The following is a 13,515-nucleotide window of genomic DNA, read 5'->3' on the forward strand; positions in this document are numbered from 1 at the left end:
GGCCGAGGCAGGGGCGCGCCCGTCCCCGTACCGTCGGCGCATGCACACGACACCTCCCCCTGCCCGACGCCTGCGTCTGGGGCTGCCCCGCCGGATGTTCTCGCAGGTCCTGCTGATGCAGATGGCGGTCGCCGCGGGGGTGGCCGTGCTCGCCACCGGGCTGTTCCTGGCCCCGCTCAGCCATCTGCTGGACGATCAGGCGATGCGCCGGGCCCTCGCCATCGCGCAGAGCACGGCCGCCCAGCCGCAGATCGCCGAGGATCTGCGGTCCACGCGGCCGACGCCGGACGGGCCCGTGCAGGTGGCGGCGGAGCGCATCCGCAAGGCCAGCGGCGCCGAGTACGTCGTGGTGCTGAACCTGCGGCATGTGCGCTGGTCGCACCGGGATCCCACGCTGGTCGGCAAGGTCGTCTCGACCGACCCGGGCAAGGCCCTGGCCGGCCAGGAGGTGATGGAGATCGACAGCGGCACCCTGGGCCGCTCGGCCCGCGGCAAGGTGCCGCTGCGCGACGCGCACGGCCGGATCATCGGCGCCGTCTCCGTGGGCATCGAGTACGCCACCGTGCGAACCCGGCTGATCCACGCGATCCCGGGGCTGTTCGCCTACGCGGGCGCGGCCCTGGCCATCGGCGCCCTGGTCGCGTATCCGATCTCCCGAAGGGTCCAGCGGCAGACGCGCGACCTTGCCTTCTCCGACATCGCGGCCCTGCTCGCCGAGCGCGAGGCGATGCTGCACGGCATCAGGGAGGGGGTCGTCGCCCTGGACCGCGCGGGCCGGGTGCGTCTTCTCAACGACGAGGCGCGGCGCCTGCTGGGCATCGGGGACGAAGCCGTCGGCCGGTCCCTCGACGAGGCGCTGGGCGAGGGCCGTACGACCGATGTGCTCGCCGGACGGGTCACCGGCACCGATCTGCTCACCGTGTGCGGACACCGCGTCCTGGTCGCCAACCGCATGCCCACCGACGACGGAGGCGCCGTCGCCACCCTGCGCGACCGCACCGAACTCGAGCGGCTCGGCCGTGAACTCGACTCCACGCGCGGTCTGACAGACGCGCTGCGGGCGCAGGACCACGAGCACGCCAACCGGCTGCACATCCTCCTGGGGCTGCTCGAGCTGGAGATGTACGACGACGCCGCGGAGTTCATCGGCGAGGTGGTGGGCGACCACCGGGCCACCGCGGAACAGGTCACCGAGAAGATCCACGACCCGCTTCTCGCGGCCCTGTTGGTGGGCAAGGCCACGGTGGCCGGCGAGCGCGGGGTGGCGCTGTGGATCGCGGATCACACGCTGCTGCCGGACCGGTTGATCGACCCCCAGGGGCTGGCCACGATCGTCGGCAACCTGGTCGACAACGCACTGGACGCCGTCGCGGGCACACCGCACGCGCGCGTGGAGGTCGATCTGCGCGCCGAGGGACGTACGGCCGTGCTCAGCGTGCGCGACACCGGGCCCGGAATCCCCGCCGAGCGACGGGAGTTGGTCTTCACGGACGGGTGGTCCACCAAGGAGCCCCCGGCTCACGGCAAGCGCGGCATCGGGCTCTCCCTGGTGCGCCGCCTCGCCGAACGCCAAGGAGGCAGCGCGCGGGTGGGCGAAGCGCACGGCGGGGGCGCGGAGTTCGTCGTCGTCCTGCCGGAGGCGCTGGAGGAGTCCGGCCCGAGCCGGCCGGGCACGGCGACGCGGGCCGCGCCGGGCATCGCTGCGTCCGGGCGGCCCGCGTCCGAGGGCACGGCCGACGGGCTCAGCCCGCGGCCTTCTTGACGAACTCCGTCGTGTAGGTCTTGTCCAGGTCGATGGTGGCGTTCTTGATGTTGGGGTTGAACGCCTTGAGGACCTTCTGGACGGTCTCGGGGCCGCCTTCCGGCATCACGCCGTCCTTGGTGAACATGGGCAGCGTGCTCTTGATGGCGCTCGCGTAGAGCGTCTTGTCGCCCTGGGAGTAGTCGGCCGGCATCTTGGCGGCGATCTCGTCCGCGGAGTGCGTGGACATCCACTTCAGGGTCTTCACGAACGCATTGACCAGCTTCTGGACCGTGTCCTTGTGACTGTTGACCCACTCCGTCTGCATGTACAGGCTTGACGACGGATACAGACCGCCGAGCGCCTCCTGCGACCCTTCCGGTGTCCGCATGTCGACGAGCACCGTGCCGAGCTTCTTCTGCAGGATCGTCGCGACGGTCGGGTCGGTGGTCATCCCCCCGTCGATGGAGCCCTTCTCCAGGGCCGCGATGAACGTCGCACCGGCGCCGACGGCGACCGGGCTGAACTCACTGACGTTCACCCCGTTCTTGACCGCGAGGTACTTGGTGAGGAAGTCCGTCGAGGAGCCGAGGCCGGTGATGCCGAGCTTCGTGCCCTTGAAGTCCTTGGGCGACGTGATGTCCTTCGCGCGCCGGGTGGACACGATCTCGACCTCACCGGGCGCGTGCGAGAACTGCACCACGGACTCGACGTGCTTGCCCTTGGTCTGCAGGTCGAGGGTGTGGTCGTAGAAGCCGACCGCGCCCTGGACCTGCCCCGAGACGAGCGCGGTCTCGGCCTGCACTCCGGCGGGCTCGCTCAGCAGCTCCACTTCGAGGCCCTCGGCGTCGAAGTAGCCGAGCCGCTGGGTGAGCATGGCGGGCATGTAGATGACCTTGTCCAGACCACCCACCATGATCTTGACCTTCTCGCCCTTGCCGTCGCCCCCGCCGCCCGCACCGGAGGAGGCGTCATCGGCGCAGGCGGTGAGCGAGGTGAGGGCGAGCAGGCCGGCCGCGGCGAGGGCGGCGCATCTGGCGGACTTGCGCATGGTGGTTCACGTCCTTGTGAGAGGGCGGTGCGGGAGGAAGTTCGGGTGCCGTGCGGGGTGTCGAGCGGGGGTCACTGCCCGGAGTCCGACGGCTTCCAGCGGAAGATGCGGCGCTCGGCGAAGGTGAGCAGGCCTTCGGCCGCCAGCGCGACGACGGCGAGGATGACCATCGCGGCATACACACCGGCCGCGTTGAAGGTGCCCTGGGACTGGGCGACGAGCAGACCGATGCCCTGGGTGGCGCCGATGTACTCGCCGACGATGGCGCCGATGAGCGCGAAGCCGAAGCTGACGTGGAGGCTGGTGAAGATCCACGAGGTGGCGGACGGGATGACGACCTGAAGCGTCACACGGCGGTCACTGGCGCCCAGGATGCGGGCGTTGGCGACGAGATTGCGGTCCACCTCGCGGGCGCCCTGGAAGGCGTTGAAGAAGACGGGGAAGAAGACCAGCACGACGGCCGAGGCGATCTTGGAGGCCGATCCGAGCCCGAACCAGATCACGAAGATCGGGGCAAGGACGATCCGGGGAATGGAGTTGAGCACCTTGATGTACGGACCAAGGACATCGGCGAGGAAGGCGACCCGTCCCAGCGCGATACCGGAGACCACCCCGGACACGACCCCGAGGATCCAGCCGACGAGCGCTTCCTGAAGCGTGACCCAGATCTGCGCGCCGAGCGAGCCGAGCGCGGTGCCGTGCATGACCCAGGTGTGGATCTGGTCCCAGATCTTCGACGGCATCGAGAAGTTGAACGGATCGATGGTCCCGGTCCGCGACAGCACTTCCCACAGCCCGAGCACGGCGACCAGCAGCAGCACACGCGCGAGGGCGACAACGGCCTTGCGTCTCCGGGCGGCACGCGCGCGTGAGTGCGCGCGGTCGGACTTGACGACGTCGACGGACGACGGAGCGGAGAGGACCTCAGGCGACATGGGCGGTACCTCTCTCGCGCGTGATGCGGACCTCTTCGCCGAGGGACTCCCAGATCTCGCGGTAGATCTCGATGAACCGCGGCTCCAGGCGCACCGATTCGACCTTGCGCGGGCGCGGCAGGTCGATGTCGAAGACCTGCTTCACGGTCGCGGGCCCGGCGGTCATCACGACCACCTTGTCGGCCAGCGCGATGGACTCCTCCAGGTCGTGGGTGACGAAGACGACCGAGGCGCCCGTGCCCTCCCACAGTTCCAGCAGTTCGTCCGACATCAGGGCCCTGGTCTGCACGTCGAGAGCCGAGAACGGCTCGTCCATGAGCAGGATCTCGGGGTCGTTGACGAAGGTGGCCGCGAGGGCGACGCGCTTGCGCTGGCCGCCGGAGAGCTGGTGGGGGTAGCGGTCCTCGAAGGCCGCGAGCCCGACGCGGGCGAGCCACTCGCGCGCCTTCTGCCTGGCCTCCGCCTTCGGCACACCGCGAAAGCGCGGGCCCGCCATGACGTTGGACAGGACCGTGCGCCAGGGGAACGTGGCGTCCTGCTGGAAGACGAAGCCGACCTTGTCCCCGACTCCGTCGACGGGCTCACCGGCCACCAGGACTTCGCCCTCGGTGGGCTCCTCCAGGCCACTGACCAGGGTCAGCGTCGTCGACTTGCCGCACCCCGTGGGTCCGACGACAGCGACGAACTCACCCCGCCCGACGGTCAGATCAAGCTCCCTGACCGCGGTGTGCAGACCCCCTGCCGGGGTCCTGAAGACCTTGCTCGCGCCCCGCAACTCGATCGCGGGGCTGATCTCTGCGCTCATGGCCTGGGACCGTAGAACGCGACGGGCCGGCGCAGCAGTCTTGTGGTCACAACCGCGACTTCTGCTCACAGGAGTCTGTTGTGCTCGTTTTGCGCGCGCTACAACACGGACTGAAACACGGGCTCAACGCTCGCCCGGCCCTGAGGGAGAGGCCCGATGATTGACGTCCTGGTCGTGGACGACGACTTCCGTGTCGCCGAGATCAACGCCAAGTACGTGGAGAAGGTTCCCGGCTTCCGGGTCGCCGCCCGCGCGCACAACGCCGCCCAGGCGCTCGCCGCGGTGGAGCGCGCCCCGATCGATCTGGTCCTGCTCGACCACTATCTGCCGGACCGGACCGGCCTCGAACTGGTCCACCGCATGCGGGAGCACGGCCATGGCACCGACGTCATCATGATCACGGCGGCGGGAGACGTGGCCACCGTGCAGGCGGCGATGCGCCTGGGCGCGCTGCACTATCTGGTCAAGCCGTTCACGTTCGCGGGTCTGCGCGCACGCCTCGACTCGTACGCGGCGCTGCGGCGCACCGTCGACCGGGTCAGCGGCCGAGGGGTGACGGGGCAGGAACAGGTCGACCGCATCTTCGGCGCCCTGCGCACCGCGCCCGCCCCCTCCGCGTCCAGACTGCCCAGCGGTCACTCGGAGCCGACGACGGACCTCATCTGCGAGGTGCTGCACGGGGCCGAACACCCGCTGTCCGCCCACGAGGTGGCCGCCCGGACCGGCCTCAGCCGCTCCACCGCCCAGCGCTATCTGCGTCATCTGGAGCAGGCGGGCCGGCTGAGCCTGTCCCTGAAGTACGGCATCACGGGACGGCCGGAGCACCGGTACGCCTGGGTGGCGCCGTAGAGGGCTCTCGTAGGCTCTGTACGGCGCCAGGAGGGCCCGCCCGGTGCCCACCGGGTGTCTCCGGGTGCCCACAGGCGTCTGCGGGCGCCTGCGGCCTCGTACGGATTCCTACGGGTGTCCCGCGTCCGTGGGTGTCTCAGACCGCCCCGGCCCCCGTCAGCGACCGCACCTCGGTCTCGGCGTGCTTCGCCTCGTCCGGTGGCTCGGCCGAGGTGACCGTGCCGAGCCAGCCCGCGAGGAAGCCCAGCGGGACGGAGACGATGCCCGGGTTCTCCAGCGGGAAGTACTGGAAGTCGACGGCCGGGAACAGCGAGTCGGGGCTCCCCGAGACGACCGGGGACAGCAGCACGAGCCCGAGCGCGGGCACGAGGCCGCCGTAGACCGCCCATACGGCGCCGCGCGTGGTGAAGCCGCGCCAGAACAGCGAGTACATCAGCACAGGGAGGTTCGCGGACGCGGAGACCGCGAAGGCGAGCCCCACCAGGAAGGCCGCGTTGAGGTCGCGGGCCAGCAGCCCGAGCGTGATCGCGACCACGCCGACGGCGACGGCGGCGATCCGCGCCACGGCCACCTCGCTGCGCGGGGCGACGCGACGGCGCCGCAGCGACGGATACAGATCGTGGGCCACCGAGGCCGAGGCGGCGAGGGTGATCCCGGCGACGACCGCGAGGATCGTGGCGAAGGCGATCGCGGCGACCACGGCGAACAGAACCGTTCCTCCGGTGGAGTCCGCACCACCGCCGAGGTTCCGCGCGAGCAGCGGCACCGCTGTGTTCCCGGCGGAGTTCGACTCCCGTACGGCGTCCGGTCCGAGGACGGCGGCAGCACCGAACCCCAGCACGATCGCCATCAGGTAGAAGCCGCCGATGAGTCCGACCGACCAGACGACCGAGCGACGCGCGGCACGCGCGGTCGGCACGGTGTAGAAGCGGGACAGGATGTGCGGCAGCCCGGCCGTGCCGAGCACCAGCGCCAGGCCCAGGCTGATGAAGTCGACCCGGGAGGCCCAGCCGCCGCCGTACTTGAGGCCGGGCGCGAGGAACGCCTGCCCGTGTCCGCTGCGTTCGGCCGCCGTCCGCAGCAGCGCGTCGATGTTCCCGTGGAAGCGCAGCAGGACGAGCACGGTCAGGGCGATGGTGCCGCCGAGCAGCAGGACCGCCTTGACGATCTGGATCCAGGTGGTGGCCCGCATCCCGCCGAGGGACACATAGATCACCATGAGCGCGCCGACGCCGATCACGGTCCACGCGCGCGCCGCCTCGCTCGTGTCACCGAGCAGCAGCGCCACCAGGCTGCCCGCGCCGACCATCTGCGCCACCAGGTAGAGCACGGACACGGTCACCGAGGACGTCCCGGCCGCGATGCGCACCGGACGCTCGCGCATCCGCGCCACGACGACGTCCGCGAGCGTGAACCGTCCGCAGTTGCGCACCAGTTCGGCGACGCAGAAGAGCACCACGAGCCAGGCGACGAGGAAGCCCACCACATACAGCAGCCCGTCGTACCCGAAGAGCGCGATGAGCCCGGTGACGCCCAGCAGCGAGGCGGCCGAGGTGTAGTCACCGGCGATGGCAAAACCATTCTCCATCGGCGAGAACAGCCGTCCGCCCGCGTAGAACTCCTCCGCCGAGCCATGGCGGTCGCGGCTCACCCAGGTCGTGATCGCGAGCGTGATCACGACGAAGACGCCGAACAGCAGGAGCGCCAGGGCCTGATGGTGTCCAGTCATCGCGCCCCACCCCTGAGCCCGCGCGTCAATTCCTGGGTGTTCCAGCGCAGATCGAGCGCGGCCCGGTCCCGGCGCAAGCGCGCGTGCCGCGCGTACGCCCACGTGAACAGGAACGTCGTCAGGAACTGCCCGATCCCGGCCACCATCGCCACGTTCACCGCGCCCGCGACCGGGCGCGCCATCAGCCCGGGTGCCGTCTGCGCGGTCACCACATAGCCCACGTACCAGGTGAGGGACAGCGCCAGGCCCGGGATCACGAACCTGCGGTACCGGCTGCGTACTTCCTGGAACGCCTCGCTGCGCCGCACCTCCAGATAGACCTCGGCCGCATCGCCCGTACGCTCCTGGCGCGCGGGCGGCACGACGGGCGCCGGGGAGCCCGTCCCGTCCGTCTCGCCCCAGCCCGAGGCCAGCGCGTCGTACCAAGGATCGTCGTACCTCGGCCGTTCCGACGCCCCCACGTCCGCGGGGGCCGGGTCACGGCCCTCGTACTTCTCCACCGGACTCTCAGGGCCGTCTCCGTGCCCGCGGGGACGGCCATCGCTTGACTGCATGCCCAAGGATGGGCAGATCGTGACGACCCCCGACTCCGCTTCCCCGACCCGTTCACCCCATCAGGTGACACACGGCACGGGTGACACAGGTGACGCGGGCGGCCCCGAAGGACGGGGCCGCACCGGGCGCCGTGCTACGCGTCGATGCGCGAGCGGTCCAGCGTCGCCGCCGAGCTGGAGATGAACTCCTTGCGCGGCGCCACATCGGTCCCCATCAGCAGGTCGAACACCTGCTCGGCGGCCTCCAGGTCGGAGAGGTTGATCCGGCGCAGGGTGCGGTGCCGGGGGTCCATCGTCGTCTCGGCGAGCTGATCGGCGTCCATCTCACCGAGGCCCTTGTAGCGCTGGATGGAGTCCTTGTAGCGGACGCCCTTGCTCTGGAACTGCAGGAGCTTGTCGCGCAGTTCGCGGTCCGAGTACGTGTAGACGTACTTGTCCTGGCCCTTCTTCGGCTGGACGATCTCGATGCGGTGCAGCGGCGGCACCGCGGCGAACACCCGGCCCGCCTCGACCATGGGCCGCATGTAGCGATGGAAGAGCGTCAGGAGCAGCGTACGGATGTGGGAGCCGTCCACATCGGCGTCGGTCATCATGATGATCTTGCCGTAGCGGGCCGCGTCGATGTCGAAGGTCCGGCCCGAGCCGGCTCCTATGACCTGGATGATCGCTCCGCACTCGGCGTTCTTGAGCATGTCCGTGACGGACGACTTCTGGACGTTGAGGATCTTGCCGCGGATCGGCAGCAGCGCCTGGAACTCCGAGTTCCGCGCGAGCTTCGCCGTACCGAGCGCGGAGTCGCCCTCGACGATGAACAGCTCGCTGCGCTCGACGTCGTCACTGCGGCAGTCGGCGAGCTTGGCGGGCAGCGACGAGGACTCCAGGGCCGTCTTGCGGCGCTGCGCGTCCTTGTGCTGACGTGCGGCGATCCGCGTACGGGCGGCGGCGACGGCCTTCTCGAGGACGACCCGGGCCTGCTGCGCGGCGTCCCGCTTCGTGGAGGTGAGGAACGCCTTGAGTTCCTTGGAGACCACGTTCGTGACGATCCGGCGGGCCGCGGAGGTGCCGAGGACCTCCTTGGTCTGGCCCTCGAACTGCGGTTCGGCCAGGCGCACGGTGACGACCGCGGTGAGCCCTTCCAGAGCGTCGTCCTTGACGATGTCGTCCTCGGCGACGCGCAGCAGCTTCTTGGTGCGCAGCACCTCGTTCACGGTCTTGGCGACGGCCTGCTCGAAGCCCGCGACATGGGTGCCGCCCTTGGGCGTGGCGATGATGTTGACGAAGGACCTGAGGGTCGTCTCGTACCCGGTGCCCCAGCGCAGCGCGACATCGACGCCCAGGTCCCGGGTGACCTCGGTGGGCGTCATCTGGCCGTGCTCGTCCAGGACGGGCACCGTCTCCTTGAAGGTGCCCTGCCCGGAGAAGCGCAGGACGTCGCACACCGGCTTGTCGCTCGCCAGGTACTCGCAGAACTCGCTGATGCCGCCGTCGAAGCGGAAGGACTCCTCGCCCTTGCTGCCGCCGTCACCGAGCCCGTACTCGTCGCGTACGACGATGGTGAGGCCGGGCACCAGGAACGCGGTCTGGCGGGCGCGCTGGTGCAGCGTCTCCAGGGAGAGCTTGGCGTCCTTGAGGAAGATCTGGCGGTCGGCCCAGTAGCGCACGCGCGTGCCGGTACGGGTCTTGGGGATCTTCTTCGTCCTGCGCAGCCCCCCCTTGGCCTCGAACCTGGCGTCCGGACCGTCCTTGGCGAAGGCGCCGGGCACGCCGCGCCGGAAGCTGATCGCGTGGGTGTGTCCACCGCGGTCGACCTCGACGTCCAGGCGCGCGGAGAGGGCGTTCACCACGGACGCGCCGACACCGTGCAGACCGCCGGAGGCCGCGTAGGAGCCGCCGCCGAACTTGCCGCCCGCGTGCAGCTTGGTCATCACGACCTCGACACCGGACAGCCCGGTCTTGGGCTCCACGTCGACGGGGATGCCACGGCCGTTGTCCCGCACCTCCACCGAGGCGTCGTCGTGCAGGACCACCTCGATGCGGTCGCAGTACCCGCCGAGGGCCTCGTCCACGGAGTTGTCGATGATCTCCCAGACGCAGTGCATCAGGCCACGGCTGTCCGTGGAGCCGATGTACATACCCGGGCGCTTGCGCACGGCCTCGAGGCCTTCGAGGACGAGCAGGTGCCGCGCGGTGTAGTTGGAACCGTCCCGGTCTGCTCCGGTCAGCAGCGCTGTGGACGGCACGGACGTCTCGGCGGTCACGCGGTTCGCTCCTCGCTGAATTTCAGATGGTGCCCTTGGCGACAAGGGGGGCGGCGGCGGCCGCCGGTCCGAGGGTACAGAGGCCTGATAGAGCCGTTGTCACGCCACCCTCGTCTGAACTCAGACTAGTCCAGAGTCGTACGGGCGTTCGAACTTGAGCCCGAGTGAAGTGCACATCACGTTCCCTTCGAGGCATGAACCCTTTAGGCTCCGGGCACGTCCTCATCAATAACCGGCAACCCGGCCGGGAGGACCGACACCCGACAGACAGCGCGAATCCGTACGACGCAAGGCACGCAATACGGCTCATTCGCCGCCAACCGGCAACGGACAGCCACCACGGAGAGAAATCTTCGAGGAAAAGCCGCGAGCGGGAACGTTTTCGGCCTGGTTGGATGTTGACCCTGGTAAGACAGCTCGTCGAGCTAGAGAAGAGGCGACGTGACTACTGTTCTGACCCCCGCGAGCCCGCTGACGGCCGCTGACCGCTGCGACCGCTGCGGCGCCCAGGCGTACCTGCGCGTCGTCCTCCTGAGCGGCGGAGAGCTGCTCTTCTGCGCCCACCACGGTCGCAAGTTCGAGCCGGAACTCAAGAAGATCGCGGCCGAGATACAGGACGAGACGCAGCGGCTCACCTCCGTTCCGGCGCACGCGCCCGAAGAGGAGCACTGACGCTTCGCCTTCACGACGAGCCCGCACCGGCGCGAGGCCGGTGAATGGTCGGCCACTTCGATCACAGGCAGTGGCCGCCCGTACTCGTAGGGCGCAGTGCGCCGACCTTCACGACGTACGTCGTCCTGGAGGCTCCATGTCGGCGTGACCCTACGAACAAGCGCCTTCGGGTAGGAACCCGAAGGCGCTCCTGTGCGACGCCACGCTCAGCGCCGTCGTCGCTCAGCCACCGGCCAGCGCGCGGACGACCTCCGAGACCCGCGTGTAGACCCCCGGGCTGCCGGCCCGACCGCATCCGCTCCCCCATGACACCAGGCCGATGAGCCGCCCCTTGGCGACCAGCGGCCCTCCGCTGTCCCCCTGGCAGGCGTCGTGGCCCCCCTTGGGGTCTCCGGCGCACAGCATGGAAGCGGGCGTGTACTTCCCCTCCGCCTCGCCGGGGTAGGCCCGCTCGCAGGCCGCGTTCGGCAGGACCCGGACGTGCGAGGCCCGCAGGCTGTGCTCGTAGTCCCCGCCCCCGGTGATGTCGCCCCAGCCGTACACCGTCGCGGCCGTGCCGGGCTTGTACGCCGGGTCACCGGCCTCGGCCATGGCGATGACCGAGCCCGCGGGCAGCGGATCGGCGAGGGTGAGCACGGCGAAGTCCCCGGCGTTCGTGGAACTGTTGTACGAGGGATTGACCCAGGCGGCCGACACCCGGATCTCCTTGCCCTGGTGGGACAGCAGATCGGTGCGGTTCGCGATGACCTTCAGGTCGCGCACCTTCCCTGGTGGCGCCCCGAGGACGGTCCTGCTCATACAGTGGGCCGCGGTCAGGACCACGGACCGGTCCACCGCCACTCCCCCGCAGAACTGCCCGGCCCGCGTACCACCGAACCGGTCACGGCTGGAGAGGGCGACCGCCCAAGGACTCTGCGAGATATCGACCGGGGAGCCTCCGATGACGACGCTGCCCTGGGCCGCCTGTGCGGGCGCCGACAGCGGCACCAGGGCCGCCGCGGCCGCGAGGGCCAGCGCTGGAGCGAAGGGACGACGCATACCTGTTCCTCACTGTGAGGTGATCGTGGAACACCCACAGTGATCCAATGTAAGGCGTCGCGCACATGCAAAGGGCCCGGCTTCCCTCGGGAAGTCGGGCCCTCGCCACCGCGGTGGAGGCTAGTCGAGGTAGTCGCGCAGCACCTGGGATCGCGACGGGTGACGCAGCTTCGACATCGTCTTGGACTCGATCTGACGGATGCGCTCGCGGGTGACGCCGTACACCTTGCCGATCTCGTCGAGGGTCTTCGGCTGACCGTCGGTGAGACCGAACCGCATGGAGACGACGCCCGCCTCACGCTCGGACAGGGTGTCGAGGACAGAGTGCAACTGCTCCTGGAGGAGCGTGAAGCTGACCGCGTCGGCCGGGACGACGGCCTCGGAGTCCTCGATGAGGTCACCGAACTCGCTGTCGCCGTCCTCGCCCAATGGGGTGTGCAGGGAGATCGGCTCGCGGCCGTACTTCTGGACCTCGATGACCTTCTCCGGGGTCATGTCGAGTTCCTTGGCCAGCTCCTCCGGGGTGGGCTCGCGGCCCAGGTCCTGGAGCATCTGGCGCTGCACACGCGCGAGCTTGTTGATGACCTCGACCATGTGCACCGGGATACGGATGGTGCGGGCCTGGTCGGCCATCGCGCGGGTGATCGCCTGACGGATCCACCAGGTGGCGTACGTGGAGAACTTGTAGCCCTTGGTGTAGTCGAACTTCTCGACCGCGCGGATCAGACCGAGGTTGCCCTCCTGGATGAGGTCCAGGAAGAGCATGCCGCGGCCGGTGTAGCGCTTGGCCAGGGAGACCACCAGACGGAGGTTCGCCTCCAGGAGGTGGTTCTTGGCGCGGCGCCCGTCCTCGGCGATGATCTCCAGCTCGCGCTTGAGCTTGGGGGCGAGCTTGTCGGCGTTGGCCAGCTTGTCCTCGGCGAAGAGACCGGCCTCGATGCGCTTGGCCAGCTCGACCTCCTGCTCGGCGTTGAGCAGGGGGACCTTGCCGATCTGCTTGAGGTAGTCCTTGACCGGGTCGGCCGTGGCACCGGCCGCCGCGACCTGCTGCGCGGGCGCGTCGTCCTCGTCCTCGTCGGAGAGCACGAAACCGGCGCTCTCGGCGCCCTCGGGCTCGTCGCCGCCCTTGCCGGGGGTCTCCTCGAGAACGTCTTCCTCGAGCAGCTCGGCGTCGTCCTTCTTGGCGGCCGTCTTCTTGGCCGCGGTCTTCTTGGCGGCCGTCTTCTTCGCGACCGCCTTCTTCGCGGTCGTCTTCTTCGCGGCAGCCTTCTTGGGGGCGTCCTCAGCCGAGTCGTCGGCGACCGGCGCCGCGGCGGCGGCAGTGGCCTTCTTGGTGGTCACCGTCTTGGCCGCGACGGTCCTGGTGGCCGTGCGCTTGGCCGAACTCTTCGCTGCGACGCTCTTTCGGGTGCGCTTGGGTTCTGCGGCACTGACCATCAGCGTCACACCCTCTTCCTCGAGGATCTGGTTGAGGCTGCGCAGTACGTTCTTCCACTGAGTGGCCGGAATCTGGTCAGCTTCGAAGGCCCGACGCACATCGTCGCCGGCGATCTGCCCATCAGCCTTTCCCCGCTCAATGAGGGCCATGACGGAGACGGACTCGGCGATCTCCGGCGGGAGCGTACGGGATGTGCTGGCCGACACGAACAACCTCTCGGAACGTTGGAAAACGGCTTCCGGCCCCGTCCGACACGGACAGAGGCCGACCGCCGGCTTGGGGATGGGCCGACGGCGCGGGCGCGGGCCGGGAAGATACACAGCGCCGTGAACGGCGTCTGTATTCCCTCCTCGGCTGCCACCTCTTAGGTCATCGCACAGCTTCGAAGAGCGTTACGCCGAATCTGCGTGGCCCGAGTCACACCCCGTAGTTACTCAAAAGTATG

At 69.5% G+C, this 13,515-nt stretch carries 11 protein-coding genes; 3 read left to right on the forward strand and 8 right to left on the reverse strand.

Going from position 1 to position 13,515, the window contains the following annotated elements; all coding sequences use genetic code 11:
• Positions 1–40 precede the first annotated feature (40 nt).
• Positions 41–1,762 (forward strand): sensor histidine kinase, encoded by a 1,722-nt coding sequence (locus NGF19_RS17040; RefSeq protein ID WP_252425794.1) that lies wholly within the window; start codon positions 41–43, stop codon positions 1,760–1,762.
• On the opposite strand, the gene NGF19_RS17045 is transcribed toward NGF19_RS17040, so the two are convergent.
• The 3 genes from NGF19_RS17045 to NGF19_RS17055 all read right to left on the reverse strand — a co-directional run bounded on the left by NGF19_RS17045 (position 1,743) and on the right by NGF19_RS17055 (position 4,532).
• Positions 1,743–2,792: an ABC transporter substrate-binding protein gene (locus tag NGF19_RS17045; protein ID WP_252425795.1), complete on the reverse strand. Its 1,050-nt coding sequence runs from the start codon at positions 2,790–2,792 to the stop codon at positions 1,743–1,745. The two genes, NGF19_RS17040 and NGF19_RS17045, sit on opposite strands and share 20 nt — an antisense overlap.
• Before the next feature lie 71 nt (positions 2,793–2,863).
• A complete protein-coding gene (locus tag NGF19_RS17050) occupies positions 2,864–3,727 on the reverse strand; it encodes an ABC transporter permease (protein ID WP_252425796.1) in 864 nt (287 codons plus the stop codon).
• Positions 3,717–4,532 carry an ABC transporter ATP-binding protein gene (locus tag NGF19_RS17055; protein ID WP_252425797.1) on the reverse strand — a complete coding sequence of 272 codons (816 nt, stop codon included), beginning with the start codon at positions 4,530–4,532 and terminating at the stop codon, positions 3,717–3,719. The genes NGF19_RS17050 and NGF19_RS17055 overlap by 11 nt, the downstream gene beginning before the upstream one ends.
• 156 nt (positions 4,533–4,688) lie before the next feature.
• On the opposite strand from NGF19_RS17055, the gene NGF19_RS17060 reads away from it, so the two are divergent.
• Positions 4,689–5,381: a response regulator gene (locus NGF19_RS17060; RefSeq protein ID WP_252425798.1), complete on the forward strand. Its 693-nt coding sequence runs from the start codon at positions 4,689–4,691 to the stop codon at positions 5,379–5,381.
• 136 nt (positions 5,382–5,517) lie between these two features.
• Here NGF19_RS17060 and NGF19_RS17065 read toward each other — a convergent pair whose 3' ends face one another.
• From NGF19_RS17065 to NGF19_RS17075, 3 genes are all read right to left on the reverse strand, one after another.
• Complete coding sequence (locus NGF19_RS17065) at positions 5,518–7,110, reverse strand: monocarboxylic acid transporter (protein WP_252425799.1); 1,593 nt, start codon at positions 7,108–7,110, stop codon at positions 5,518–5,520.
• A complete protein-coding gene (locus NGF19_RS17070; RefSeq protein ID WP_252425800.1) occupies positions 7,107–7,664 on the reverse strand; it encodes a DUF485 domain-containing protein in 558 nt (185 codons plus the stop codon). Before NGF19_RS17070 ends, NGF19_RS17065 begins: the two co-directional genes overlap by 4 nt.
• Positions 7,665–7,798: 134 nt before the next feature.
• The gene (locus NGF19_RS17075; protein WP_252425801.1) at positions 7,799–9,922 is read right to left on the reverse strand and encodes a DNA gyrase/topoisomerase IV subunit B; all 2,124 of its coding nucleotides are present in this window, start codon (positions 9,920–9,922) and stop codon (positions 7,799–7,801) included.
• Positions 9,923–10,363: 441 nt separating this feature from the next.
• Between NGF19_RS17075 and NGF19_RS17080 the strand changes: the two genes are divergently transcribed.
• Entirely contained in the window at positions 10,364–10,594 is a 231-nt protein-coding gene (locus NGF19_RS17080) for a DUF7455 domain-containing protein (protein WP_252425802.1), read from the forward strand.
• Between the two features lie 222 nt (positions 10,595–10,816).
• On the opposite strand, the gene NGF19_RS17085 is transcribed toward NGF19_RS17080, so the two are convergent.
• The gene (locus NGF19_RS17085; protein ID WP_252425803.1) at positions 10,817–11,632 is read right to left on the reverse strand and encodes a serine protease; all 816 of its coding nucleotides are present in this window, start codon (positions 11,630–11,632) and stop codon (positions 10,817–10,819) included.
• Between the two features lie 120 nt (positions 11,633–11,752).
• Positions 11,753–13,276, reverse strand: a complete 1,524-nt coding sequence (locus NGF19_RS17090; RefSeq protein ID WP_252425804.1) for an RNA polymerase sigma factor — start codon at positions 13,274–13,276, stop codon at positions 11,753–11,755.
• Positions 13,277–13,515 lie beyond the last annotated feature (239 nt).

This window comes from Streptomyces macrolidinus, from assembly GCF_023887685.1.
Lineage (GTDB): Bacteria > Actinomycetota > Actinomycetes > Streptomycetales > Streptomycetaceae > Streptomyces > Streptomyces macrolidinus.

Coding starts and splice junctions, on each gene's coding strand:
- NGF19_RS17085 (WP_252425803.1), bottom strand. CDS start 11,632: ATGCGTCGTCCCTTCGCTCCAGCGCTGGCCCTCGCGGCCGCGGCGGCC.
- NGF19_RS17040 (WP_252425794.1), top strand. CDS start 41: ATGCACACGACACCTCCCCCTGCCCGACGCCTGCGTCTGGGGCTGCCC.
- NGF19_RS17070 (WP_252425800.1), bottom strand. CDS start 7,664: ATGCAGTCAAGCGATGGCCGTCCCCGCGGGCACGGAGACGGCCCTGAG.
- NGF19_RS17050 (WP_252425796.1), bottom strand. CDS start 3,727: ATGTCGCCTGAGGTCCTCTCCGCTCCGTCGTCCGTCGACGTCGTCAAG.
- NGF19_RS17060 (WP_252425798.1), top strand. CDS start 4,689: ATGATTGACGTCCTGGTCGTGGACGACGACTTCCGTGTCGCCGAGATC.
- NGF19_RS17065 (WP_252425799.1), bottom strand. CDS start 7,110: ATGACTGGACACCATCAGGCCCTGGCGCTCCTGCTGTTCGGCGTCTTC.
- NGF19_RS17055 (WP_252425797.1), bottom strand. CDS start 4,532: ATGAGCGCAGAGATCAGCCCCGCGATCGAGTTGCGGGGCGCGAGCAAG.
- NGF19_RS17045 (WP_252425795.1), bottom strand. CDS start 2,792: ATGCGCAAGTCCGCCAGATGCGCCGCCCTCGCCGCGGCCGGCCTGCTC.